This window comes from Hymenobacter plasmatis (assembly GCF_020711255.1).
In the GTDB taxonomy this organism is placed as follows: Bacteria; Bacteroidota; Bacteroidia; order Cytophagales; family Hymenobacteraceae; genus Hymenobacter.
Genome location: NZ_JAJFAW010000003.1, coordinates 243,722 through 267,516 on the forward strand (window position 1 = coordinate 243,722; position 23,795 = coordinate 267,516).

The window sequence follows — 23,795 nt, forward strand, 5'->3', positions numbered from 1 at the left end:
CCATTTACAAGCCCGCCTCCTCGTGAACCCCACCAGCGCCTCCGAATCCATTAAAACCGCCGTTATTTTTCCCGGTCAGGGCAGCCAGTTTCCGGGCATGGCCCGCGAGCTGTTCGACCAGAACCTGGACGCCCGCGCCCTGCTCACCCAGGCCAACGACATCCTGGGCTTTAGCCTGACCGACATCATGTTCACGGGCTCGGACGAGGACCTGCGCCGCACCGACGTAACCCAGCCGGCCATTTTTGTGCATTCGGTAGCTCAATTTGTGGCCCGCCCCGAACTGCAGCCCGCCATGACGGCCGGCCACTCCCTGGGCGAGTTTTCGGCCCTGGTAGCTGCCGGCGTGCTTCGCTTCGAAGACGCCCTGCGGCTGGTGGCGCGCCGCGCCCAGGCCATGCAGGCCGCCTGCGAGGAGCAGCCCGGCACCATGGCCGCCATCCTGGGGCTCGACGACAGCACCGTGGAGCGCATTTGCCAGGAAATCACCACTGCCGGCCACGTGGTGGTGGCCGCCAACTACAATTGCCCCGGCCAGCTCGTCATCTCCGGCTCGGCCGAGGGCGTGGCCCGGGCCTGCGAAGCCCTGAAAGCCGCCGGCGCCAAGCGGGCCCTGCCGCTGCCCGTGGGCGGCGCTTTCCACTCGCCGCTGATGCAAAGTGCCGCCGCCGCCCTGGCCGAGGCCATCGAGAAAACCACCTTCGGCGAGGCCCGCTGCCCCGTGTACCAGAACGTGGACGCGCTGCCGCACTCGTCGCCGGCCGAAATCAAAGCCAACCTGCTGCGCCAGCTCACGGCCCCCGTGCGCTGGACCCAGGCCGTGCAGCAAATGGCCGCCGACGGCGCCACCGAATTTGTGGAGTGCGGTCCCGGTAAGGTGCTGCAAGGGCTGGTGAAGAAAATTGTGCCCACCGCTACCATCGGATAGGGGTGCTTAGCGCAACGGGGCCGGCGCGCGAGCGGCGGTGGTTCGGGTGGTCGGTGGGGCTGGCCATGCTGGCGCAGCTGGCACTATTCGCCTGGGCTACCGCGCCGGGCCTGGCCGGCACCGCCGACTCGGGCTTTTACCTGCACGCGGCCGGCACGCTGCGCACCGCGGGCCACCTGCTCAACCCCGATGGCTCGGCCTACCGCTACTGGCCGCCGCTGTACCCGGCGCTGGTGGCGCTGGGCGGGAGCCTGGGCGCGCTGCGCCTGCTCCACGGCCTTGCCCTTGGGCTAAGCCTACTGGCCTGGAGCCAGCTCGGCCGGCGGCTGTTGCCGGCCGGCTGGGCGCTGGTGCTACCCTGGGCCCTGGCCCTGAGCACGCCCTGGCTGGTGGTGAGCAAGTTTGTGTGGGGCGAAGTAGTGTTTGTGGCGTTGGTGGCGGGCTATGTGCTGGCCTTGTTTCGCTGGCTGCACACGCGGCAGCGGCAGTGGTGGATGGCCGCCACCGCGCTGGGGTTTCTGCTGCCGCTGCACCGCACGCCTGGCTTTTTTCTGCTGGCGGGCGTGGCCCTGGGCTTGATGCTGGAATGGAATGCACTGTTGCGCAGGCAGTGGCTACCACTCGCGGGGCACTTTGGGCTGAGCCTACTCGGGGGCATCGCCTGGCACGTTTATGCTCTGCTCATCGCGGCGCCCACCGTTTACCGCCTCAATCGGGGCTGGGCCCAGTTTTTTAGCTCAACTGCCGACTACGGTTTTGTGTTGAGCCGCTGGCTGGCGCCGGTGCGGGCGGCGTGGCAGCCGGAGGTGCCCATGGTCTGGGCGCTGGCGCTGGTGGGGCTGCTGGCCTGGATGTGGCCCAAGGCGTCGGGCCCGGTGGGGGAGGAGTTTCCGGCCACGCAGGCTCCAGATGCAGTTTCTTCCTGGCCCGAGCGCTTCTCAAGAGTCTTGTGGGTGAGCAGCAGCTTCTTCATCCTTCTGCTGATAATTGCTACTACGTTCACCCGCAGCGCATCTGGGCTCTATGATGCCGAGCGATACGTTAGCGTGCTTTTTGGGCCGGTTATTCTGTTAGTGCTCCGCAGAACGGGGAACTGGTTTGAAGGGGCGTCGGGGCGCCGGAGCTGGGCTTCCTGGCTGGTGGTCGGCGTGGTGGGGGTGTGGTTGGCGTATGCCGCGGGCCGCAGCATCAGCAACGCGGCAGCCCTGCGCCAGCTGCCGCCGTTGGGCTGGACTTCGGCGCATTAGCCGTCGGGCGCTGGCCGCGCCCTACCAGAACCGGTTGGTGCACACTATCTGGGCTTTTTTCTTGATGCGCAACCCCACCAATATCTCGTGGCTGCCGCCGTGGTAGCCGGCCAGCTCGGAGAGGCCCGCATCGTAGGAATAGCCCAGCGTGTACTGCTCATAGCTGAGGCCCACCATTGCCACGGCCGAGTCGAAGGCACGCCACGATGCGCCGAACCACAGCAGGTCCTGGTACTTAAGCTTGGCGTTGATATCGACCGAGAGCGGCGCCGGTTTCACGGCCTTGACCAGCACCGACGGCACCAGCGACCAGTCGTCGTTGATTGGCACTCGCACCCCGGCCGTGGCGAAGTAGTGCCGCTTCAGCGTGTTGCCCTCGCCGGCTTCCAGCGAGCCGGGCCCGTAGGAGAAGTTGAGCCGATTGCCCAGCAGCTGCGCGCCCGATACGCCCACGTAGAACCGGGAGCTGTACAGCCACGCGCCAATTGACCCATCCAGCACCCGCGACGCGGCGCTGGCGGCCCGGGTCGTGGGGTCGAAGAAGTGCAGCTGCTGGCCATCGACGGCAAACTGCTGCATGCCGGCCGACATGCCCAGCGCCAGCCGGAGGTCGGGCATCAAGACTATGTTATAGGCGTAGGAAAGGTAGGCGCCCGTTCGGCTCGTGGGGCCGGTCACGTCGTTGTACACGAGGCCGCCGATTGCGTGAAACGGCCGGCGCCGGTCGTGGATGGTGCGCTTGGGAGTGCTGCGCCACTTGCCCAGCGAGGAGCTGGCGCTGGCGTAGTAGGTTTTGGGCGCCCCTTCCAGGCCCGTCCACTGGGTGCGGTAGCTGAACTTGACGTCAATGTAATCCTCCACACCCGTGGTGCCCGGGTTGAGGATGTAATTGTTGTTCATGTACTGGCTGTACTGCGCCTGCTGCTGAGCCTGGGCCGGCGCGCTGGCCAAGAGCAGGAGCGGGAGCAGCAATAGCGGTAGGACTCTTTTCATAGCAGTAATGAGCTTATTGTCTGTCCAAAAGAGTGTAGGTAGAGTCAGCAGGAATGAAGTAACTGTTATGCAGAGCGTAGCGAAGCATCTCTACCACACCATTTGTCATGCTGACGCAGGAAGCATCTTATCGCCGCTGAACGATGCTGTGCTGACCTGAGAAGATGCTTCGCTGCGCTCTGCATGACGGTTTTCTATGCAAGAACTGGTTAATACAAAATCGTAATCGACCCACTGTAGGACCTGCCCAGCGGGCCTTTCGTGACGACGACGTAATAGTAGGTGCCCACCGGCGCGGGCTGCCCGTTGATGTCGCCGCGCCACTCATTAGCCCGGCTGTAGTTATTAGCAGAGAAAATCCGGTTGCCCCAGCGGTTGAACACGCTCACCGTGTTGTCGGGGAATTGCTCAATGAACTCAATCTGCCAGGTGTCGTCGCGCCCGTCGCCGTTGGGCGTGAAGGCGTTGGGAATGCGGATAGGTGGGCGCACGGTCACCGTCACTTGGTCGGAGTCGGCGCAGCCGCCGGTCCCGCCCGTGATGGTGTAGGTCGTGGTCACGGTGGGCGAGGCGATGGGATGCAGCCGGTCGTTGCCCGGAAAGCTCAGCCCCACCGTCGGGGTCCACGTCACGGGGTAATTGCCGTCGGCGCTGCCATCCAGTACCACGGAAGTGCCGGCCAAAATCTCTTTGTCGGGGCCGGCATCCACGTCAACCGGCGGGAGAATGCGCGCCGCCACGCCATTTGAAACGGCCGTGACGGGCTGTCCGCACACATTGGTTGTGCGCAGGCGCAGCGTCACGGTCTGGCCGTCGCGCAGGGTTGTGCTGGTGAAGACTGGGTTCGTGGCCCCTGCCACGTCGTTGCCATTCACCTGCCACTGATAGGTAGGGCCCGTGCCGGCTTCGGTTATACTTGTGATGCTGAACGTCAGCGGCTCGCCCGGGCAAACCGGCCCGCCCGGCTGCACGGCAATAGCGAGCGTGGGCAGTGGTGTGGGCGTACGCGTTACAGTGACAGAGGCTGCCGCCGGGCCGGTGCTGCAAAGTCCCACCGTGGGCGTTAGCTCCACGCGAACCACGTCGCCGGTGGCCAGCGTGCTGCTGGTAAACGTGGGCCCGCTCGCGACGGCCACGTTGTTGACGAGCCAGCGGAACGTGGGCGCCGTGCCCGCGTTGGTGGGCACGGCCGTGAAGGTCAGGGCCGTGCCGGCGCACTGCACGGGCGGGGCCGCCAGGGTCACCCCGGTCGTCACGATGGGCTGCACCCGTACCGCCACAGCGTTGGAAACCTGCGTGGAGCAGGTGCCGGTGCCCGACGTCACGCGGCGCCGGAAAAAGGTTGTAGCCGAGAGCGGGCCCGGCGCAAAAGTTGGGCTGGTCGCCCCGCTTATTGCGCCCCAGTTTGTGCTATCGGCCGAGGCCTCCCACTGATACACAAACGTGCCCGTACCGCCACCGGCCCCAGCCGTGCTGGTGAGCGGGGCGGGCGAAGCGCCAGCGCAGACGTCCTGGTTGGCTGCAATGCTACCGGCGGTAAGCGCCGGCAACACCGTTATGGCAACGGAAGGCGAATACTCTGGTCCGCAAAGCCCCGATGTTACGCGGCGTCGGAAGTAGGTGGTTGCCGATAGCGGGCCGGGCGCAAAAGTGGGGCTGGTCGCGCCGGGAATGGCGGTCCAGCTACTGTTATTCGGCGAAGATTCCCATTGGTAGCTGAAGCTGCCGGTGCCGCCACCGGCCCCAGCCGTGCTGCTGAGCGGGGCAGGAGTGGCGCCAATGCAGATAGCCTGGTCGGCGGCGATGGTGCCGGCTGTAAGGGCCGGGAGCACGGTAATAGCGACGACGTTGGACGAGAAAGGCCCGCAGGTTCCGGACGTGACTCGCCGCCGGAAGTAGGTGGTGGCCGTGAGTGGCCCCGGCGCGAAAGTTGGGCTGGTCGCGCCGCCTATGGCCGACCAGTTTGTGTTATCCGCCGAGGCTTCCCACTGGTACGCAAACGCGCCCGTGCCGCCGCTCGCCAGGGCCGTACTGCTGAGCGGCGCCGGAGCAACCCCGGGGCACACGATTTGGTCAGCGGCAACGCTACCGGCAGTTACCGCGGGCAACACGGTTACCTTCACGGGGGCTGAGATTTCTGGTCCGCAAGTCCCCGACGTCACTTGACGGCGGAAGTAAGTCGTGGCTGCGAGCGGGCCGGGCGCGTAGTCGGCGCTAGTAGCGACACCGATGGCCGTGAAGGTGGTGTTATCGGGCGATGATTCCCACTGATACACAAACTTGCCCGTTCCGCCGCTGGGCGCGGTGGCGCTGGTGAGCGACGCCGGTGTGTCCCCTGCACAGATGGTCTGGTCGGCCGCAATGCTGCCCGCTGTCAGCACCGGCAGCACTGTTAGGGTCACGGAGGGTGTGTACTCGGGCCCGCAAACCCCCGACGTCACGCTGCGCCGGAAGTAGGTGGTGGCTGTAAGCAGGCCGGGCGCAAAAGTTGAGCTGGTCGCGCCGGCAATAGGCGTCCAGCTCGAATTATTCGGTGAGGATTCCCATTGGTAGCTGAAGCTGCCACTGCCGCCGCTGGCTCCTGCGGTGCTGGTGAGCGGCGTCGGGGTAGCGCCCGGGCACAGCGTCTGGTCGGCGCCGATGGTGCCCGCCGTTAGGGTTGGGAGGACGGTGATGGCGACGACATTGGACAAGACCGGGGCGCAGCCGTTGCCCGAGCTCGCGCGGCGCCGGAAGTAGGTAGTCGCGTTCAGCTGGCCCGGCGCGTAGGTTGGGCCGGTGGCCCCGGCTATGGGCGTCCAGTTCACGTTATCCGCCGATGATTCCCACTGGTAGGCGATGGTGCCCGCGCCGCCGGTGGCTGGGGTTTCGTTGGTGAGTGGAGTAGCGCTACTGCCCGTGCAAACGGTTTGGCTGGTTCCAATGCTACCGGCCGTCAGGGCCGGCACCACGGTTAGCGTTACTACATTGGAGGGTGGGGCGGTGCAGGTGCCGGAGCGCACCTGGCGGCGGAAGAAAGTAGTGGCCGATAGCGGGCCAGGCGTGAAGGCGTCATTGGTAGCACCGGAAATGGCCGTCCAAGTGATGTTATCGGTTGAAGCTTCCCACTGATAGGCAAACGTGCCGGTGCCGCCAGTGGCCGGAGCGGTGCTGGTGAGCGGGGCGGGCGTGGTGCCGGCGCACACAGTTTGGTCGGCGGCGATGGTGCCGGCCGTCAGGGCGGGTAAGACTGTGATGGCTACCGAAGCAGTTTGGGTAGAGGTACAGTAAGGTCCGGAACGGTCAGGCAGAAGCAGTTGCACGCTCCGCCGGAAATAAGTAGTGCCGGCCGGCAGCGTTGCCGCTGGCTGGTAAGTTGGCCCGGTAGCCCCACCGATAGCCGTGAAGGTGGCGTTATCCGTTGACGATTCCCACTGGTAAACGAGCGGCAGGCCGGCATCGCCCGAAGCATTGGTAGCACTGGTAAGAAGGGCCGGCGCTTGTCCAGCGCACAACGTCTGAGGTGCCGCAATACTGCCCGGCTTGGGCAAGTCCGGCACCTGGATAAGGCCCGAGCTTTCGCGGCAAAAGCACTCGGTCGTGATGCGTAGCGTGACGGTGTAGTTGCCGGGCGTAGCGTAAACATGAACGGGATTCTCATCGGCTGAGGTGGCACCATCGCCAAACGTCCAGGCATAGACCTTCTTATCAAAGTCAATGGGCGGGGCCTTGAATGCGATTTGCCGACACCCCGTTATCTGCGCACTAGGCCCCACGCGCAGCAGGGAGCTTTGGTTGAAGTTGACCAGGCCCAGGCCGCTCAGGCGGCCGCCCAATTTCAGGCTGTCTTCGGCGTAGCCCACCTTGGCCGCTACCGAGTCCGGGTAGGCAATGAAGCCCAGCGCGGGCTGGTTGTCGCGAGCCACGTAAATCTTGCCATCTGGTGCGGCCTGAAGCGAGCCCAGGTCGGCTGCGGTCTTGAGCGGAATGTCCTGCTTGGTAACCGGCCCTTTGCCGCTGATATCAAATTGCAGCAGCTTGGGCGGGTTGCGCACCGTGGCGTAGAGGTAGCTGCCGGGCGAAAACCCCACTCCGTAGTATTTGCCCGCGCCGCTGTCCACGATGTACGGCACCTGCGGGTTGACGCTAACCTGGCCCGAGCCGGTATCAAACCCGAACAGCTCAACGGTGCTGCTGCTGTCGCCCACCGCTTCGCTGTAGCGGGCCAAGGCCAGCCGCTGGCCATCGGGGGTCACCTTCATCTGGCCTTTGAAGCCTACGGGCGACTTGCTCGCCGCGTGCAGGCTGCCTACAGGTGTAATAATGGGAACAGGCTGCACACCGGCCACCGTTACGCGGTAAGCCAGAAAGGCGTCGCCCCGGTTGTCATTGCCGGTTTTGGCATCGCCCCAGCCGTGCGTGATAACCCAGATATCGCAGCCGTTTTTATGAAATACGCCCGTTAACTTCTCCGCCGTGCCGCGGGCTAGGGGCTTGTTTTTGGTGCTGTCGATGACGGTGCCCGGCCCACCACCGGCGGGAATCTCGATTTCCGAATAGCTCAGGCCCACGGTGCTATTCAGGGTGAAGAGCAGGTAGCGCGTCGGTTGGCCCGGCTGCGTGATGCCCGGCTTCCTGATGGGCAGGGGGCCGTCGGTGGTGAAGCGGTTACCCGCCAGCCCCGTGCCGTTGGTCATCACGGTGCCGTCGCCGTTCCAAACGGTTTCGCCGTTGCTGTAAAAGAGAATTTTGCCGTCCTTGTCCGACATCACCCCCGAGCCGGCGGGGGCATCCATCGCCCCATTGGTGAGCACCTTCGGCAGGGAGTCGGCCGAGGCCTGGTTGAAGTCCAGCCCCGCCTTAAAGCCGAAGTACCAGGTGTTGGCAAACTTCTCATCGGCTGCGCACTCCGGGGGCGGCGTGCCTTGCGCCAGCGCCGAAGTGGCCGCGCCGCTCAGCAGCAGGAGTAGCAGCGTGAGCAGCCAGCCCAACGCCGGCCGCACCCGCCCGGCCGGGCTCCGGCGAACCAGGCCAGCCGGCTGGCCGGGCTCAGATGCATGCAGGGAAGAAGCGCTGGTACTCGGTTGGGCAAGATGCGACAGCTCTGCGGGCATAGTGGGGCGAGTAAGTGGGCAGGCAGGTAAGCGGGTGCTCGGAAAGAAAAGTGCCGCCCGCCGCCCTTACGAAACGGAGCCTAACGGCCAGCCTGCTACTGCTATAGCACTGCCAGCCGGGGCTGGTAAATCTACGCACTGGCAGTCAGCTTTGTACAAGCCAATGCCCGAATAGTGATGAAGGTCAGCGCGAGTTGTCCGTTTGGGGGCAGCAGGGCCGGTTCAGCATCGTAAGTTGCTCCCTGTTCCCGTCGTTTTATCTGGTACCCAGTGGGTAAGGCCTGCCGCCTACAAATTGCCCGGCCACGGCCGCACCGGCAGGGGGTCGGGGCACTGGTCCAGCAGTTGGGCTATGCTCAACCCCAGTCCGGGATGAACCAATTGAGCCGCTATTTCCGCCAGCGGCACCAGCGCAAAGCGCCGCTCGGCCAGCCGGGGGTGGGGTACCGCCAAGCCAGGTTGGGCTATTATTTCGGGGCCGTAGAGCAGGATGTCCACGTCGAGGGTGCGGCTGCCCCAGCGCTCGCGCCGCTCGCGGCCAGCGTGGCGTTCGGCGGCCAGGCATTGAGCCAGGAGCTGCTCGGCTGGCAGCTGCGTGCCGATGGCCAGCGCCTGGTTGAGAAAGGCCGGCTGGTCTTCGAGGCCCCAGGCCGCGGTTTCGTAGAGGGCAGAGGCGGCCAGGATGTCGCCCGCCGTGGCGGCCAGTTGCTCCCGCGCCTCCTGCAGCAGGGCGGCACGGTCGCCCAGGTTGCTGCCTAGTAGTAAATAAGCAGTTACCGGGGCACTCACTGCTGGCGCTGGAAAAACTCGGCGGTGCGCTCCGCTACGATGCGCGCCGGCTCGGGTAGGGTGGTTTCCGGCCAGGGGTGGGCGCCGCCAAACATGTGCATGGCGCCCGGCACTACCAGCAGCTCGGCGTCGGGCTTGAGTTGGTGCAGGGTGTGGGCGGCTTCCAGGGGCACGGTTTCGTCTTCGTCGCCGTGCACCACCAGTAGGGGCTGGCGCACGCGGCGGCGTACGTTGTGCTGAATGTCGAGCCGCGGGCGGTTGGCGATGTAGTCTTCCAGGATTTGGTAGTGCAGCGGCAGCTGCTGGCCGGTGCGCGAGTTGGGCACGTGCAGCACGCCGGCGCGCCGCCACTCATCGAGCACGGCCTGGGGCCAGCGCTGGTCGATGTCTGCAATGCCGGCCCAGGTGGCCAGGGCGCGCACGCGGCGGTCTTCGGCGGCTTTCAGCAGCACCAGCCCGCCACCCCGGCTGTGGCCCACCAGGAAAAAGCGGTGCAGGTCCATCTCGGCGGCAGGCACGGGCGTAGCGCCGGGCGAAAAAAGCGCGTCGATAACCTGCCCAATATCGTCGAGCTCGATACTGAAATTATTGCGCCCAAAAGCCTCCAAATCTTCCAGGTCGCCGGTGCCGCCCACCACGATGCCGTTGTGCGAGAGGTTCAGCTTTACGAAGACAAAGCCCCGCTCGGCAAAGAAATCGGCCAGCAGCGGAAAGTGGCCCCAGTCTTTAAACCCCTTGAAACCGTGCACGAAAAGCACCACCGGCTTGGGGTGCCCATCGGCCCGGTAGGTGGCGTCGGCCTCGAAAGCGCGGCCGTGGCCGTGGCCGCTGAGCAGGAAAGACGAACGAGTGAGCATGGCGCGAAGGTAGGGGCGAGGGCCAGCCGATTGGTCATTATTTCGGTTACAATCGGCAACGGCCCCGAAAGGTTCGGGACCGGCGGGCAGGGCTCTCCACGGTTCTGCCGTATCATTGTCGCCGCAATGCCCCACACCTCCACTTTCTCCCTCGACCAGATTCAGGCCCCCATCGCGGCCGAAATGGAAGAGTTTGAGCACAAGTTCCGTCAGTCGATGCGCACCAAGGTGCTGCTGCTCGACAAGATAATGGGCTACATCGTGAAGCGCAAGGGCAAGCAAATCCGGCCGATGTTCGTGTTTCTCACGGCCCGCGCCGCCCGCCCCGAGCCCGCCACCGGCGACCCCTTGCCCGAAGCTTCCTTCCGCGGCGCCGCCCTTATTGAGCTGCTGCACACCGCCACCCTCGTGCACGACGACGTGGTAGACGAGAGCAATTACCGACGCGGTTTCTTTTCCATCAATGCCCTGTGGAAAAATAAAATTGCCGTGCTCGTCGGCGATTACCTGCTGTCGCGCGGTTTGCTGCTGGCGCTGGAAAACGACGACTACGACCTGCTGAAAATCGTGAGCAATGCCGTGCGCGAGCTGAGCGAAGGCGAGCTGCTGCAAATCGAAAAAGCCCGCAAACTCGACATCACCGAGGATATTTATTTCGACATCATCCGGCAGAAAACCGCGTCGCTTATTGCCTCCTGCACGGCCGTGGGTGCCGCCTCCGTCGGGGCCGATAAAGAGGTGATTGAGCGCGCCCGGCTGTTCGGCGAAAAGGTGGGCATTGCCTTCCAAATCAAAGACGACTTGTTCGACTACGGCACCGCCGAAATAGGCAAGCCGGTGGGCATCGACATCAAGGAAAAGAAGATGACGCTGCCGCTGATTTATGCCCTGCAGCAGGCCAGCTGGCTGGAAAAGCGCCGCGTGATTTTCAACGTGAAAAACAACGATGGCCACCGCGACCGGGTGCAGCAGGTCATCGAATTCGTGAAGAAATCGGGCGGGCTCGATTACGCCATTGCCACCATGAAGCGGTACCGCGACGAGGCCCTCACCATTCTGCACACCTTTCCAGAGTCGCCCAGCCGCACGTCGCTGGAGCAGCTGATTAACTACACGATAGAGCGAGAGAAATAGACCACTGATTGCCCCGGAGGCGTTTGTCATTGCGAGCGCAGCGCGGCAATCCGTCCTGTCAACACCAGACATTTTCTAAAGCGACAAGCCCCGGTACTGCGCAGTACCGGGGCTTGTCGCATTTCAGGGTTGGTCGGGGAGAGAGGACGGATTGCCGCGCTGCGCTCGCAATGACAGATGAGTTCTACTCCGAAACCTGGTAGCTCACGTGCTTAGCGTTGCTTACTTTAAACGTGACGCCGTCGAAGGTGCTATCGACTTCCAGGGTATGGAGCATGCCGCAGGTGGGGCATTTTACTTCCTCAATCTCATGGTTGCTGGCGTGTTCCGGAGAATCGGCCAGGTCGTTGGGGGAGGGCACGCCGATGAGGTCGGTGAAGATTTCGGTGTGGCACTTAGAGCACTTAAACTTGAGGCCCACAGTGCGGCCTTGCAGGTCCTCGAGCGGGGCGGGCGAGTGGTCTTTTTGCTGAATCCACATAGGGTAAATGGTGTTTAGGGAACGTGATAAGATGCGGCCGGGCCAGTGCCCGCTTGGCTTTACGCGGCTGGTTTGAAAAAAGATGAGCTCACCCGTGTCGGTGGTTATTTTTGGCGGCCGCATCTGGTTGCGGCCATAGCAGTATGATGGGCGAAGTAGAAACCTTAGAAAAAGCAGCGGCTCCGTTTGCGTTGCCGCGGGTGCCGCGCTGGCGCTCCCTGCTGCGCTCGTTTGCGCTGGCCAAAGACCCGCTGCCGGTGCTCGATGCCACCCTGGCCCGCTACGGCGACACGGTTGAACTGTTTATCGGCGGCGTCGAGAAGAGCATCCTCACCCGCGACGCTGGCCTGACGCAGCATGTGCTGCAAAAGAACAGCCGCAACTACGCCAAGTCGAAGTTTACCCAAGGCTTTTCGCGCTACGTGGGCCACGGCCTGCTCACCAACGACGGCGCCGACTGGCTGCGCCAGCGCCGGCTCATTCAGCCCGGGTTTCACCGGCAGCGGGTGGCCGGCCTCACGGGGCTGATGCAGGAAATAACGGCCGAAACGCTGGCGCCGCTGGTGGCCCAGGCGGCCGGTGGGGGAGGGGCGGTGGCCGTGCCCGTGCACGAGCTGATGACGCGGCTCACTTTCCGCATCATTGCCCGGTCGGTGTTCAGCACCAACTTTCCGGAAGCGGAACTCGACCGGCTGGCTCAACTCATTACCGAGATTCAGGCGTTTTTCGTGCGCTCCATCCGGCAGCCCTACCTCAAGCCCTGGTTTCGGCTACAGGGCCGGTTCCGGTACCACGATGCGCTGTCGGCGGAGCTGCGCACGCTGCTGGGCCGCTACATTGCGCAGCGCCAGCAGGCCAACGCCCAGCCCAACGCCACCCCACCCGACGACCTGCTGCAGATGCTGCTCGACGTGCGCTACGAAGACACCGGCGAGCCCATGACGCCCGACCGCGTGCTCGACGAAGCCCTCATTCTGCTCATTGCCGGCCACGAAACCAGCGCCAACGCCCTTACCTGGCTGCTCTACCTGCTGGCCCACCACCCCGAGGAAGCCGCCCACATCCGCGCCGAATCGGAAGCCGTGCTGGCCGGCCGCAGCCCAACTTTCGACGACCTGCCGCGCCTGGGCCGCGCCCTCTACGCCGTGCAGGAAGCCATGCGCCTCTACCCGCCCGCCTGGATGGTAGACCGCGTGGCCCTGGCCGACGATAATTACCAGGGCCTGCACATTCCCAAAGGCACGCTGTTTTCGCTCTACTTCTACGGCCTGCACCACGACGCGAAATATTGGGCTAACCCACAGGAGTTTCGGCCCGCGCGCTTTGCCCCGGGCCAGGCGCGCCCGTTGCAGCCCTTCGCCTACGTGCCCTTTGGCGGCGGGCCCCGCCTGTGCATCGGCATGCAGTTTGCGCTCACCGAAATGCAGCTCGTGACGCTGGCACTGCTGCGCCAGTTCGAGGTGGAGTGGGTAGAAGGCCAGGCCCCCGTAACCATGCAGCCGCTCATCACGCTACGGCCCAAAAACGATTTCCGGGTGCGGCTGCGCTTGCGGTAGCCGGGCCGGAGGCTTGCGCTACTGGTAATGGTAGGTGAGCACCGGTGGGAAGGCGTGGGTGGCCACGGCCTCGGCGATGCTGGTGTGCAGGAGGTTGCCCAGGAGCGAGTGGGTGTGCGTGGGCATTACCACCAAGTCGGCGTGCACGTTTTGGGCGTATTCTTCGATGCCCTTGCTGGTGCGGGTGGCGCCTACCTCCACCGTTTTGCAATTGCTGAGGTGGTGCTGCCGGGCAAATTCCTGCATCTGCTGCTGTAGCCGGGCGGCCTCCTTTTCATCGCCCGTGCCCACATGCAGCAGGTGCAGCTCGGCGTTGGGGAAGAAGGCCTGCACGTGGCGCAGGCCGTCGAGGGCCCGGGCGGCTTCTTCCGAAAAGTCGGACGGAAACACAATGGTGCGGGCTTCAAACTGCGCGTGCTGGTGCTTGACCGTGAGCACCGGGCAGGGCGCCAGCCGAATCATGCGCTCGGTATTGGAGCTCCAGAATACGTGGGTCAAGTCGCCGTGCCGGCGGGCGCCCATCACCACCATGTCGATGTTGTGCCGCTGAATGGCCTTGAGGATGCTGTCGCCCACGGTGCCGATTTTGATGGAGTCCAGCACCGGCACGCCCGGTACCCGCTGCCGGGCTTCGTCCCGGAGGCTCTGCATGCGGCGCTTGGTGGCCTCAATTAATCGTATCGGGAAGGTCTGGTTGAAGCTGTTGCCTCCCACTGGTCCCCCCACGGTGCTAAAACCGCCTCCGCCGTCCCCGAGGGCTTCCAGCACGTGCAGCAAAATCACGGTGCCCTGCGTGTGCTTTGCCAGCTGCAGGGCTACCTCGTAGGCATAGTGCGCCTCGGGCGAGAAGTCGGTGGGAACCAGGAGGTTTTTCATGGCCAGAAAGAAGAAGGATAAATGAATTGCCCCACCCCAGCTACTGCCTAATTCCCCTATATAGGAAGGGGTATTGAAGCGGTAAGCTGCTGTGTAACGGTCAATTACAATTTACGTCTTCTTTTTGGCTTTTGGGTTATTCTTTCAGCAGCTTATCTACTTCGCGGTTAAAGCCCGCAATTTCTTCCTGGTAGTATTTGCCCGTGCCGGGCCCGGCAAACCCGGTGTGAATCTTCCGCACGTTGCCTTTCTTATCCAGGAAAATGGTGGTGGGGAAAGCCAGAACTTTCGCCAGCTGGGGCAAGGACTTGGCCGCCGAATCCTTGTTGGATACGCCCGCTACTGCCAGCTCGTAGTTGATGTGGTACCGGTCGCGCAGGTTGCGCAGGCGGGCCGAGGCCACTTTGTAGTCGGGGCTGCGCTCGTAGCCCAGGCCGATGACCTCGACGCCGCGGCTCTTGTTCTTGTCGTACCACGGCGCTAAATAAGCCGTTTCGTCCATGCAGTTGGGGCACCACGAGCCCAGCAGCTGAATCACCACCACCTTGCCGCGATACTTGGGGGCACTAGGGTCCACCACGCCGCCCTCGAAGATGCTGGGGAACTTGAAGTTGAGCTGGGATTCGCCCTTTTTCATGTACGTCAGGGTGTCGGCGTCGGGCAGCTTGGCTTTGGGGTCGAGCACGGCGGTCCAGGTTTCGTGGCCGGCTTTGCCGGAGTAGAAGTCGCCCTTGAGGGTGCCGTTGGGCTGCTTGGTGGCCTGGAACAGAAAGCCGTGGTTGCCGTCGAACGTGGAGAGGCCCAGGCCGCTGGGCAGCACCGCGCCCGAGAGGTAGCGGTAGTCGCCGGTGGTGGTGAGGAACGTGCCCGTGATGGCGCCGCCGTCCTGCTTGAAAATGCCCACGGCCGGGTAGGTGTTGCCATCGGCTTCGGTGAACGTTGCCCGCCAAGTGCCGGTGTAGTTTGGCGTATTGGGCTGGGCCACGGGCATCGGCCGTTGGCCGTGCAAGGCCACTACCGGCACGCGGTACGGGGTTTTGGCGTCGTACTTCACCCAAGTGCCCGCGAGCTTGTCGGCGCCGTCGGGGCGCATCACCAGTGCGGCGTCAAACACGTGCAGGCGGATGGTGGTCGAGTCGCCGGCCGAGGTAATTTCGTCGCAGCGCAGGCGCTCGGCCCCGCCCAGGCCTTTATTGATGAGGTACACCACCGGCTTGCCGTTTTCCACGGCCACGTCGAACTCGAAGTGAATGGCCTTGTTCTGGGCCCGCACCCAGCCATCCCAGTGGCCGGGCGCGAGGCCAGCGGGCGAGGCGGCGCTGGCATCGGCCGCGCGGGTATCGGTGCTTTCTTTTTTAGAAGAAGATGAATCGCAGCTGGCCAGCAGGCTCAGGCCGGCGGTGGCCGCAGCCAGCACGCGAAGGGAGGTCGTAGTCATATAGTAGTGCAAAAGTGCGAATGGAATGCCGGCGGCGCCAGCAGCGCCACACAACTATTAGTGGTGCCATTAAGTTGTTACTAATAGCATCGGCGGCTGAGCGGGGCCCCGGGCAGCGCACTGCCCGAAGCCAGCCCAACGCTGCCCGGCTACCCTACGTTAAGACTACCAGCATCGGTCAATACCGCTATTAGCGTATTGCGGCTAGGTACAACTTGGCGCAGGTACTACATTTGCGCAACCACTCTTATTAATACGTATCCTATGGCTTTCGACCTGGAAATGATTCGCGCGGTATACGCCGGCATGGGTTCCCGCATCGAGGCGGCCCGCGCCGCTGTGGCGCGCCCGCTCACCCTCACCGAGAAAATCCTCTACGCCCACCTCTACGGGGGCGAAGTAAAGCACGCCTACGAGCGAGGGGTTTCTTACGTCGATTTTGCCCCCGACCGCGTAGCCATGCAGGACGCCACAGCCCAGATGGCCCTGCTCCAGTTCATGCAGGCCGGCAAGCCTACGGCGGCCGTGCCCAGCACCGTACACTGCGACCACCTCATTCAAGCCAAAGACGGCGCCACCGCTGACCTGGCCGAAGCCAATGCTGAGAACAAGGAAGTGTACGACTTCCTGGCCTCGGTTTCCAATAAATACGGCATCGGCTTCTGGAAGCCCGGCGCCGGCATTATCCACCAAGTGGTGCTCGAGAACTACGCCTTCCCCGGCGGCATGATGATTGGCACCGACTCGCACACCCCCAACGCGGGTGGCCTGGGCATGATTGCCATCGGCGTAGGCGGCGCCGACGCCGTGGACGTGATGGCCGGCATGGCCTGGGAGCTGAAGTTCCCGAAGGTGATTGGCGTGAAGCTGACCGGCAAGCTCAGCGGCTGGACTTCGGCCAAAGACGTAATTCTGAAAGTGGCCGGCATCCTGACCGTGAAAGGCGGCACCGGTGCCATTGTGGAGTACTTTGGCGAGGGCGCCGAAAGCCTGAGCTGCACGGGCAAAGGCACCATCTGCAACATGGGCGCCGAAATCGGGGCCACCACGTCGGTGTTTGCCTACGATGAGAAAATGGGCGACTACCTGCGCGGCACCGGCCGGGCCGAAATCGCCGATGCCGCCGCTGCCGTGGCCGCGCACCTGCGCGCCGACGACGAGGTGTATACCCAGCCCGAGCTGTACTACGACCAGCTCATCGAAATCAACCTCACCGAGCTGGAGCCTTACGTGAACGGTCCGTTTACGCCGGACGCGGCCTGGCCCATTTCGCAGTTTGCCGCCGCCGTAAAAGAGCATGGCTGGCCCGAGAAGCTGGAGGTTGGCCTCATCGGCTCCTGCACCAACTCGAGCTACGAGGACATTACCCGCGCTGCTTCCATTGCCAAGCAGGCCGTGGCCAAGGGCCTGCACGTGAACGCCGAGTTTACGGTAACGCCCGGCTCGGAGCTGGTGCGCTACACCGTGGCCCGCGACGGCCTCCTCGATACCTTCGCCGAGATGGGCGGCGTGGTGCTCGCCAACGCCTGCGGCCCGTGCATCGGCCAGTGGGCCCGCCACACCGACGACCCCAAGCGCAAGAACTCCATCATCACGAGCTTCAACCGCAACTTCGCCAAGCGCAACGACGGCAACCCCAACACCCACGCCTTCGTGGCTTCGCCCGAAATCGTGACGGCCTTCGCCATTGCCGGCGACCTCACCTTCAACCCCCTCACCGACACCCTCCCCGGCACCAACGGCCCGGTGATGTTTGACGAGCCGGTAGGTGTGGAAATGCCTCCCCGCGGCTTTGCCGTAGAGGATGCCGGTTTCCAGGCCCCCGCGCTCGACGGCAGCGGCGTGCAGGTATTGGTGAGCCCGGAATCGGACCGCCTTGAGCTGCTCGAGCCCTTTAAGCCCTGGGAAGGCACCGACCTGAAAGGGTTGCGCCTGCTCATCAAAGCGCAGGGCAAGTGCACCACCGACCACATCTCGATGGCCGGCCCGTGGCTGAAATACCGCGGCCACCTGGACAACATCTCCAACAATATGCTCATCGGCGCTACCAACGCCTTCAATGGCCGCGTGAACGAGGTGAAGGACTACGTGACTCAGGGCGACGGCTACACCACCGTGCCGCAGGCTGCCCGCTCCTACAAGAGCATGGGCATTGGCACCGTGGTAGTGGGCGATGAAAACTACGGCGAAGGCTCCTCCCGCGAGCACGCCGCCATGGAGCCCCGCCACCTCGGCGTGCGCGCCGTCATCGTGAAGAGCTTCGCGCGTATCCACGAAACCAACCTGAAAAAGCAGGGGATGCTGGCCCTCACCTTCGCCAACAAGGCCGACTACGACCTGATTGAAGAAGCCGACCTCATCGACATCCTCGGCCTGACCACCTTCACCCCCGGCCAGCCCCTGCAGGCCCGCCTGCACCACGCCGACGGCGATACCGACCTCATCACCCTCAATCACACCTACAACGAAGGTCAAATTGAGTGGTTCAAAGCCGGCTCGGCCCTGAATCTGATTCGCTTGAAGGAAAGCGGCGTGACGGAAGCCGCGACGCTGTAGTTCCTCAGCTTCTCGCTTCGGCAGTAAAAACAACGGCCGCCCCAGGATTCTGGGGCGGCCGTTTTGGTTCAGACACAATACTAAGTTTGTAACGATAGATACTTATAATGCTGGCATTATGGAATTCTCACTTTTCGCACTGATTAAGTTTGGACAAAAGGTTCATATTCAAGAGTTGCTGGACAAAGGCGTCTTATACATGAATCATGTAATTGAATTTGTTAAAATCGAAGATGCTGCTCTGAGAGGCGACGTTGACGAAGCGCTTATTTCCATTGAAGACGTCTTCAATATGGATGTTTTACTTGACGGAGTAGTGATTGCGAAAGCAGCTAAAGGCTGCATTGCAGTTCACAATAATTACCCTGTCGGTAATATCTACTCAATGTATGGACTCTATAAGACTGAAGACTTAAGTCAAATAAGCGTGGATGCGAGGTGCAAGAAATTCGGGGATTCCTGTTTGATAATTCACAATGTGGGTGAATTCTTGAAGCGAGTGGAAAATGCGGCTTTAGTTGAGAATAAAAAGGTGCTATATAGTCCAGTTACCTATGAAGACAAGTCGAGCTATAGGGGGAAATGGTCATTGTTTAAAAAGCCGGTACTTTACAGTTACCAAAGTGAATTCAGGCTGCTTGTCAAACAGAGTGATTTCATTGGTCCGATTATCCTGACTCTTGGTCCACTCAATGATATAGCCCTGATGTTTGACAGCAATGCTATTGACAATTTGAAAGTTGAGGACAGGTTGAGAGAGGTGTAATAATTGAGTTGGCTTATTACAAATTCCGCCGCTGGCACGCGTCACGTTGAGCTAAAGTTGAGCCAGGTGCCGCGCATCTTCCGCTGCGAAGTGCCGCATGCGGTAGCAGTTCATAGCCATGTCGCCGAGCTGCTCGATGAGGCGGTAGTTGGCCACGGCGCCCACTGCGGCGCCGATAACGGGCACGAGTTGAGCCATTTTGGCGATGTCGATGTAGTCGCGGTACTCCTGCTGCAGGGTACGCCAGTCGAATTCGTGGACGTCGGTGGGCAGGGTGTGGCGGTAGGTTTCCCAGGCGGCGAGGCGGCGGTAGGTTTCGTTGCGGGTGTGCTGGCTGCTGAATGCCAACTGAAAGACGTGCAGCAGGTACAGCCGCTCGGTGTAGTCGCGCACGTCGTAGCCGTAGAGAGCTGCCACGTCAAAGAGCAGCTTGAGCTTGAGGCTGAGCAGCAGCGGAAAGTCGGCCAGGCCCAGCAGGAAGCCCCCGGCGCCCGTGACGGCGCCTTCGGCCGTGGCCATGGTGCGGTAGTCGCGGATGCGGGCGCGCACGGCCGTTTCCCGCTCGGCCAGCGTGGCCCCGGTGAGGGGCTGGGCCGTGGTGTGAGTTGAGCCAAAAAGCACGCCGCGCACCATGTGCTTAATGGCCGCCGTGATGGCCTGGTGCACCCGCTCGGGAAGCAGCGCGTTGAGCCGGGTTTGCACACGGCGGGAAAAGCGGTTCAGAAACGAGGGCGGCCGCTGCATCTCCTGCTGCCAAACCTGCAGCTCGGCAAGGGCCTGCTGTTCTTCGATACTCATGGCGCTGGCTGGGGTAGGGTGGAGCGGGCCCCTAAGCTACGATGGCCGCTCGCGCCACGTTGAGGTTGCGCGGCTGCTCCAGCCGCTCGGTGGCCCGGCTTACAGGGTGGCTACTTCGGGCTCCTGCGCTTCGCGGGGCTTCTGCACCAGGTAGTAGTACAGCAAAATTCCCAGCCCAATAAGGAAGGGCACCAGCGCCAGATGCTTGCCCGTGACGTGCGGCATGACCTGCACGGTATCGAAGCCGAAAAACTCGCTGCTCATCCAGTAGGAGTTGGCCGCAATCCAGAACACAATGGCCAGGTTGTGCGCCAGCTCCGACTTGTAGCCGCGCGTTCGCCAGGCAATGACCAACGCAATGCCCAGCGTAGGCACCACCATGAGCAGGCCCAGGGGTTTCCAAATCATGCACCAGCTGATGTCTTTCACCAGCCAGAACAGGATGTGGGTGTTCTCCATTTTGCGGTAGGAGGCCGGAATGCTGTAAACGGGTTCGGGTGCGGAAGTAGGCGTAGGGGCGGGCATAAGCCCAAAAATACGGCGCCAGCTACTTTCCGGGCTCCTCGATTCCCAGGGCCTGCAGCTGCGGGGCGTACTTCTGGTAAATCACGCGCAAGTCGGCGTTGTGCTTCGCGGCATCGACGCCGATACTCACGTTGCGGGAGTGGAAGCGGTGCAAGTGGCTGATGTGCGGGCACAGCACCGGCAGCTGCCCGGCCAGCAAAAACCGGACGTAGAGGTCAAGGTCTTCGGCCATGGGCAGCTCGGCGTCGTAGCCGCCCGCCTCGTCGATGAAAGCGCGGCTGTAGCACACGTTGCCCTGGATGAAGTGCTCGGCCCGGAAGATGGCGCGGAGCATGTCGGTGGGCGTATCGAACTGCCAGGCGTAGTAGTCCTCGTTGGGCAGGTAGCGGCCGTGCTCGTCCACGCGCAGGAAGTCGGCCACAAACCACGGCTGACCTGGGTGGGCTGCAATCTGAGCCGCGTAGTGGTGCAGGGTGCGCTGCAGCATGATGTCGTCATCGTCCAGAGGCACCACCCAAGCCTCGGGGGCTGTTTCCTGAATGAGCTGGTTGCGGGCCAGGCCGGCAAGCTGGCGGGCAGGGTCGTGCCAGTGGCGCAGCGGCGGGCCGGGCTGGGCGGCGGCTTCGCGCAGGTAGGCGGCCGTGCCGTCGCGCGAGCCGTTGTCGTAGATAAGGTGTTCGAACGAGAAGTCGAGCGGAGCGCTGACGCTGGCGCGTACGCTGGCCACGGCCTCGGGCAGCAGGGCCCGGCGCTGGTGGGTGGGGGTGATGATGGCAAAGTGCATGGCTTGCTTGTTCGGCTTATGCGCCCAAAAAGTTGCTTACGGCTCAGCTCAACTTCGCTCAGGGGCCGGCCGCGCCGCTCGGATACTGCCGCCCAAATGCCTCTTTGGCCCATAAGGCCGTTACTTTGCCATGGCATGAAAGAGCAGGCAATATTCAATTGGAGCGGCGGCAAAGATTCGGCACTGGCACTGTATAAGGTGCTGCAGGGCGAACAATACGACGTACTTGAACTGCTGACCACCGTGAGCGAGCCGTACCAGCGCATCTCCATGCACGGCGTGCGCGTGGCCCTGCTCGAGCAGCAGGCGGCCAGCCTGGGGCTGCCCTGCCGCCAGCTCCTGCTGCCCGAGATGCCCACCATGGAAGCCTACGAGCAGCTGATGACCGCCACGCTCGGGGACCTGCAGCGCCGGGGCGCCACGGCTTCCATCTTCGGCGACATCTTCCTCGAAGACCTGCGCCGCTACCGCGAAGACCAGCTGGCCCGGTTCAATTTGAAAGCCGTGTTCCCGCTTTGGGGCCAGCCCACCGCCGCGCTTATCCGCGAGTTTATTGGGCTGGGCTTTAAAACCATTACCACCTGCGTCAATGAAAAATACCTGGACCAAAGCTTTGTGGGCCGGGTGATTGACGAGGAATTCCTGCGCGACCTGCCCACCAATGTCGACCCCTGCGGCGAAAACGGCGAGTTCCACACCTTCGTGTATGACGGCCCAATGTTCCGGCAGCCCGTTGCCTTCGAGAGGGGAGAGGTTGTGTACCGCAAATACACGCCCGCCCCCAAAACCGACGACTCCGGGTACGACTGCGCCGACGACAGCGCTGGCCCCAGCCCGTTTGATACCGGGTTCTGGTACTGCGACTTGGTTTAGCGGCCGGCAGGAAAGCGGCGAAGTGGGACGGAGTTTCTACCGCCGATGCCGACCTAAAAACCGCGCTACACGTACAGTTGGAGCCCGCCACGGCAGGGCTTATTGCCCGATTGCTGCTGTATCCAGACGTCCAAATTCCTCCGCTTTCCCATGCCCTCCCTCATTCGCAAAGTGCTGAAGCCCGTGGGCTACGTAGCCGGCACGCTCGTGGGCGTGGCAGGCCTGTACCTGGCCGCGGCCTTCGTGCTTTCGCGCATTCCGGTGCCCAAAGCAGACCCCACGGCCTCACCCGACGTGCTGGTCTTCCTGCACACCAACGGCGTGCACACCGACATCGTGGTGCCCATCAAAACCGGCCAGATAGACTGGAGCAAGCAGCTGCCGTTCAGCAACATCCCTTCGGGCGATACCACCATGCGCTTCATCGCCTTCGGCTGGGGCGACAAGGGCTTTTACCTCGACACGCCCACCTGGGCCGACCTCAAGTTCAGCACGGCGTTCGTGGCGGCGTTTTGGCTGGGCACCTCGGCCATGCACACCACTTACCTGCACACCATGGTGCCCGGCCCCGCCACCGTGCCGCTGTACCTGAGCCGCGCCGAGTATGCCCGCCTGATTGCCTACATCCAAAACAGCTTTCGCTACGATGCGGCCGGCCACGTGCAGCACATCGAGGGCCACAGCTACGGCCCCGACGATGCGTTCTACGAAGCCAAACGGGTCTACAGCTTCCTGTACACCTGCAACACCTGGACCAACGACGCCCTGAAGGCCAGCGGCCAGAAAGCCTGCCTCTGGACGCCCTCCGACCGGGGCATGTTTTACCAGTACGGCAAGTAGCGGCCCGCCCTTGCGCTTACCAACCTGCCCAGACACAAACCGGCCCCGCCGGCTGCAAAGCCAACGGGGCCAAAATGGGTGAAACCATCGTGCCGACGGCTAGGCCGGCTTAATTAAGCCACACATCGGCAATCTGCTCGAAGCGGTGAGCAGCAAAAGCGCCGTAAGGACGCTCGGCATAAAAACCGAGGACGTGTACCTGGGGCTTGCCGGTGCTCACGTGCGGCAGCACGCGCACAGAGTACACACGGCCGGCTTCGGGCCAGTCACCAACGTAGTCGGCGGGGCGTTGCGTGTCGTTCACGCAACGAGCGAATTGCTGCAGGGGCAGCGGCGTAGGGAGCTTGACTTTTGACATAACCAAAGTTACCAATTATACGATAAACTAAAAAGCTTGGAAATGATTTTTTTAGTCTTATTTAGAGAGAAGCGCTTGAATTACTTTAATTTGACATAACTATGTTACGAAGCTTGGTGAGGTACGTTGCCATTATCTAGTTGGATTGTATAAAGGTGTTAAAACTATTTACTAAAATAATTAGTAAATAGCAACCCCAAGCCGTCAGCTCAGGCGTTTGGGTGCTCCTATGTCAGCTTCCCTCTACGATTTTATCGCCGCCACCCACCTCTTCACTCGGGAGCTGCCGCTTTTTGGTTGCCCAATTCCGGCGGGCTTCCCATCGCCGGCCGACGACCACCTCGACGCGCCGCTCGACCTGACCAAGCACCTGTTTCAGCACCCGGCCTCCACGTTTCTGGCGCGCGTCAGCGGCGATTCCATGATTGGGGCCGGCATTCACCCCGGCGACCTCGTGGCCGTGGACCGGGCGGTGCGGGCCCGCGATGGCAGCATTGTGGTGGCCGTGGTGGAAGGCGAGCACACCATCAAGCGCCTGCAAATGCGGGCCGGGCAGCCGTGGCTGGTGGCCGAGAATGCACGCTACCCGCCGGTGGCCGTGGACCGCGGCGTGGGGCTGGTGGTTTGGGGCGTGGTCACGCACGTCATCCACCAATTAGCTGAGCAGTAAGCCGACGAATGGAAAATAACCCGTTAGCAAGGCCGCGCCCGTTAGCAAAATCACCACGCCCGTATGTACGCCCTCGTCGATTGCCATAATTTTTATGTTTCCTGCGAGCGGGTTTTTGCGCCGCACCTGGAAGGCAAGCCCGTGGTGGTGCTCTCGAACAACGACGGCTGCGTGCGACTTGTTGCCTGTGAACTAACTAAGCAGGCGTTCTTTAGCTCGGGCTAAAGAACAAC

Annotated in this window: 20 protein-coding genes and 1 pseudogene; 10 read left to right on the forward strand and 11 right to left on the reverse strand. The window is 62.8% G+C overall.

Features of this window, described 5'->3' with window-relative positions:
* Positions 1–49 precede the first annotated feature (49 nt).
* Positions 50–928 (forward strand): ACP S-malonyltransferase, encoded by an 879-nt coding sequence (gene fabD, locus LJ738_RS03510; protein WP_227784953.1) that lies wholly within the window; start codon positions 50–52, stop codon positions 926–928.
* Between the two features lie 2 nt (positions 929–930).
* Positions 931–2,175 carry a hypothetical protein gene (locus LJ738_RS03515; protein ID WP_227784929.1) on the forward strand — a complete coding sequence of 415 codons (1,245 nt, stop codon included), beginning with the start codon at positions 931–933 and terminating at the stop codon, positions 2,173–2,175.
* A 21-nt stretch (positions 2,176–2,196) separates the two neighbouring features.
* Here LJ738_RS03515 and LJ738_RS03520 read toward each other — a convergent pair whose 3' ends face one another.
* The 4 genes from LJ738_RS03520 to LJ738_RS03535 form a co-directional block, all read right to left on the reverse strand.
* Positions 2,197–3,168, reverse strand: coding sequence for a PorP/SprF family type IX secretion system membrane protein (locus LJ738_RS03520; protein WP_227784930.1), 972 nt, complete (start codon positions 3,166–3,168; stop codon positions 2,197–2,199).
* 209 nt (positions 3,169–3,377) lie between these two features.
* Positions 3,378–8,261, reverse strand: coding sequence for a DUF8696 domain-containing protein (locus tag LJ738_RS03525; protein WP_227784931.1), 4,884 nt, complete (start codon positions 8,259–8,261; stop codon positions 3,378–3,380).
* Positions 8,262–8,549: 288 nt separating this feature from the next.
* Positions 8,550–9,050 (reverse strand): 2-amino-4-hydroxy-6-hydroxymethyldihydropteridine diphosphokinase, encoded by a 501-nt coding sequence (folK, locus tag LJ738_RS03530; protein ID WP_227784932.1) that lies wholly within the window; start codon positions 9,048–9,050, stop codon positions 8,550–8,552.
* Positions 9,047–9,907 carry an alpha/beta hydrolase family protein gene (locus LJ738_RS03535; RefSeq protein ID WP_227784933.1) on the reverse strand — a complete coding sequence of 287 codons (861 nt, stop codon included), beginning with the start codon at positions 9,905–9,907 and terminating at the stop codon, positions 9,047–9,049. The genes folK and LJ738_RS03535 overlap by 4 nt, the downstream gene beginning before the upstream one ends.
* Positions 9,908–10,033: 126 nt before the next feature.
* Between LJ738_RS03535 and LJ738_RS03540 the strand changes: the two genes are divergently transcribed.
* A complete protein-coding gene (locus LJ738_RS03540) occupies positions 10,034–11,041 on the forward strand; it encodes a polyprenyl synthetase family protein (RefSeq protein WP_227784934.1) in 1,008 nt (335 codons plus the stop codon).
* 184 nt (positions 11,042–11,225) lie between these two features.
* On the opposite strand, the gene LJ738_RS03545 is transcribed toward LJ738_RS03540, so the two are convergent.
* Positions 11,226–11,522, reverse strand: a complete 297-nt coding sequence (locus LJ738_RS03545; RefSeq protein WP_227784935.1) for a hypothetical protein — start codon at positions 11,520–11,522, stop codon at positions 11,226–11,228.
* Between the two features lie 143 nt (positions 11,523–11,665).
* On the opposite strand from LJ738_RS03545, the gene LJ738_RS03550 reads away from it, so the two are divergent.
* Positions 11,666–13,078 (forward strand): cytochrome P450, encoded by a 1,413-nt coding sequence (locus LJ738_RS03550; protein WP_227784936.1) that lies wholly within the window; start codon positions 11,666–11,668, stop codon positions 13,076–13,078.
* 18 nt (positions 13,079–13,096) lie between these two features.
* On the opposite strand, the gene LJ738_RS03555 is transcribed toward LJ738_RS03550, so the two are convergent.
* Positions 13,097–13,954: a universal stress protein gene (locus LJ738_RS03555; protein WP_227784937.1), complete on the reverse strand. Its 858-nt coding sequence runs from the start codon at positions 13,952–13,954 to the stop codon at positions 13,097–13,099.
* Between the two features lie 136 nt (positions 13,955–14,090).
* Positions 14,091–15,392 carry a TlpA disulfide reductase family protein gene (locus LJ738_RS03560; protein ID WP_227784938.1) on the reverse strand — a complete coding sequence of 434 codons (1,302 nt, stop codon included), beginning with the start codon at positions 15,390–15,392 and terminating at the stop codon, positions 14,091–14,093.
* A gap of 264 nt (positions 15,393–15,656) precedes the next feature.
* Here LJ738_RS03560 and LJ738_RS03565 point away from each other — a divergent pair, with 264 nt between their 5' ends.
* Both LJ738_RS03565 and LJ738_RS03570 read left to right on the forward strand, forming a co-directional pair.
* Positions 15,657–17,948, forward strand: coding sequence for an aconitate hydratase (locus LJ738_RS03565; RefSeq protein WP_227784939.1), 2,292 nt, complete (start codon positions 15,657–15,659; stop codon positions 17,946–17,948).
* A gap of 118 nt (positions 17,949–18,066) precedes the next feature.
* Positions 18,067–18,714: a hypothetical protein gene (locus tag LJ738_RS03570; protein ID WP_227784940.1), complete on the forward strand. Its 648-nt coding sequence runs from the start codon at positions 18,067–18,069 to the stop codon at positions 18,712–18,714.
* Positions 18,715–18,765: 51 nt separating this feature from the next.
* Here LJ738_RS03570 and LJ738_RS03575 read toward each other — a convergent pair whose 3' ends face one another.
* From LJ738_RS03575 to LJ738_RS03585, 3 genes are all read right to left on the reverse strand, one after another.
* Complete coding sequence (locus LJ738_RS03575) at positions 18,766–19,512, reverse strand: EcsC family protein (RefSeq protein WP_227784941.1); 747 nt, start codon at positions 19,510–19,512, stop codon at positions 18,766–18,768.
* Positions 19,513–19,611: 99 nt separating this feature from the next.
* A complete protein-coding gene (locus LJ738_RS03580; protein ID WP_227784942.1) occupies positions 19,612–20,037 on the reverse strand; it encodes a hypothetical protein in 426 nt (141 codons plus the stop codon).
* 22 nt (positions 20,038–20,059) lie between these two features.
* The gene (locus LJ738_RS03585; RefSeq protein WP_227784943.1) at positions 20,060–20,821 is read right to left on the reverse strand and encodes a glycosyltransferase family 2 protein; all 762 of its coding nucleotides are present in this window, start codon (positions 20,819–20,821) and stop codon (positions 20,060–20,062) included.
* Positions 20,822–20,956: 135 nt separating this feature from the next.
* Between LJ738_RS03585 and LJ738_RS03590 the strand changes: the two genes are divergently transcribed.
* Both LJ738_RS03590 and LJ738_RS03595 read left to right on the forward strand, forming a co-directional pair.
* Complete coding sequence (locus tag LJ738_RS03590) at positions 20,957–21,694, forward strand: Dph6-related ATP pyrophosphatase (RefSeq protein ID WP_227784944.1); 738 nt, start codon at positions 20,957–20,959, stop codon at positions 21,692–21,694.
* 150 nt (positions 21,695–21,844) lie between these two features.
* A complete protein-coding gene (locus LJ738_RS03595) occupies positions 21,845–22,534 on the forward strand; it encodes a TIGR02117 family protein (protein WP_227784945.1) in 690 nt (229 codons plus the stop codon).
* 109 nt (positions 22,535–22,643) lie between these two features.
* Here LJ738_RS03595 and LJ738_RS03600 read toward each other — a convergent pair whose 3' ends face one another.
* Positions 22,644–22,892 (reverse strand): hypothetical protein, encoded by a 249-nt coding sequence (locus LJ738_RS03600; RefSeq protein WP_068196948.1) that lies wholly within the window; start codon positions 22,890–22,892, stop codon positions 22,644–22,646.
* Positions 22,893–23,121: 229 nt separating this feature from the next.
* Between LJ738_RS03600 and LJ738_RS03605 the strand changes: the two genes are divergently transcribed.
* Together LJ738_RS03605 and LJ738_RS03610 are read left to right on the forward strand one after the other, a co-directional pair.
* A complete protein-coding gene (locus LJ738_RS03605; protein ID WP_227784946.1) occupies positions 23,122–23,562 on the forward strand; it encodes a LexA family protein in 441 nt (146 codons plus the stop codon).
* Between the two features lie 63 nt (positions 23,563–23,625).
* Positions 23,626–23,736: pseudogene (locus LJ738_RS03610) on the forward strand (Y-family DNA polymerase); the annotation flags it as partial.
* Positions 23,737–23,795 lie beyond the last annotated feature (59 nt).

Bases quoted from the DNA above. Each gene is read 5' to 3' on its own strand.
- LJ738_RS03520 (WP_227784930.1), bottom strand. From the start codon at position 3,168: ATGAAAAGAGTCCTACCGCTATTGCTGCTCCCGCTCCTGCTCTTGGCC.
- LJ738_RS03525 (WP_227784931.1), bottom strand. From the start codon at position 8,261: ATGCCCGCAGAGCTGTCGCATCTTGCCCAACCGAGTACCAGCGCTTCT.
- LJ738_RS03535 (WP_227784933.1), bottom strand. From the start codon at position 9,907: ATGCTCACTCGTTCGTCTTTCCTGCTCAGCGGCCACGGCCACGGCCGC.
- LJ738_RS03540 (WP_227784934.1), top strand. From the start codon at position 10,034: ATGCCCCACACCTCCACTTTCTCCCTCGACCAGATTCAGGCCCCCATC.
- LJ738_RS03545 (WP_227784935.1), bottom strand. From the start codon at position 11,522: ATGTGGATTCAGCAAAAAGACCACTCGCCCGCCCCGCTCGAGGACCTG.
- LJ738_RS03550 (WP_227784936.1), top strand. From the start codon at position 11,666: ATGATGGGCGAAGTAGAAACCTTAGAAAAAGCAGCGGCTCCGTTTGCG.
- LJ738_RS03555 (WP_227784937.1), bottom strand. From the start codon at position 13,954: ATGAAAAACCTCCTGGTTCCCACCGACTTCTCGCCCGAGGCGCACTAT.
- LJ738_RS03560 (WP_227784938.1), bottom strand. From the start codon at position 15,392: ATGACTACGACCTCCCTTCGCGTGCTGGCTGCGGCCACCGCCGGCCTG.
- LJ738_RS03565 (WP_227784939.1), top strand. From the start codon at position 15,657: ATGGCTTTCGACCTGGAAATGATTCGCGCGGTATACGCCGGCATGGGT.
- LJ738_RS03570 (WP_227784940.1), top strand. From the start codon at position 18,067: ATGGAATTCTCACTTTTCGCACTGATTAAGTTTGGACAAAAGGTTCAT.
- LJ738_RS03575 (WP_227784941.1), bottom strand. From the start codon at position 19,512: ATGAGTATCGAAGAACAGCAGGCCCTTGCCGAGCTGCAGGTTTGGCAG.
- LJ738_RS03580 (WP_227784942.1), bottom strand. From the start codon at position 20,037: ATGCCCGCCCCTACGCCTACTTCCGCACCCGAACCCGTTTACAGCATT.
- LJ738_RS03585 (WP_227784943.1), bottom strand. From the start codon at position 20,821: ATGCACTTTGCCATCATCACCCCCACCCACCAGCGCCGGGCCCTGCTG.
- LJ738_RS03590 (WP_227784944.1), top strand. From the start codon at position 20,957: ATGAAAGAGCAGGCAATATTCAATTGGAGCGGCGGCAAAGATTCGGCA.
- LJ738_RS03595 (WP_227784945.1), top strand. From the start codon at position 21,845: ATGCCCTCCCTCATTCGCAAAGTGCTGAAGCCCGTGGGCTACGTAGCC.
- LJ738_RS03600 (WP_068196948.1), bottom strand. From the start codon at position 22,892: ATGTCAAAAGTCAAGCTCCCTACGCCGCTGCCCCTGCAGCAATTCGCT.
- LJ738_RS03605 (WP_227784946.1), top strand. From the start codon at position 23,122: ATGTCAGCTTCCCTCTACGATTTTATCGCCGCCACCCACCTCTTCACT.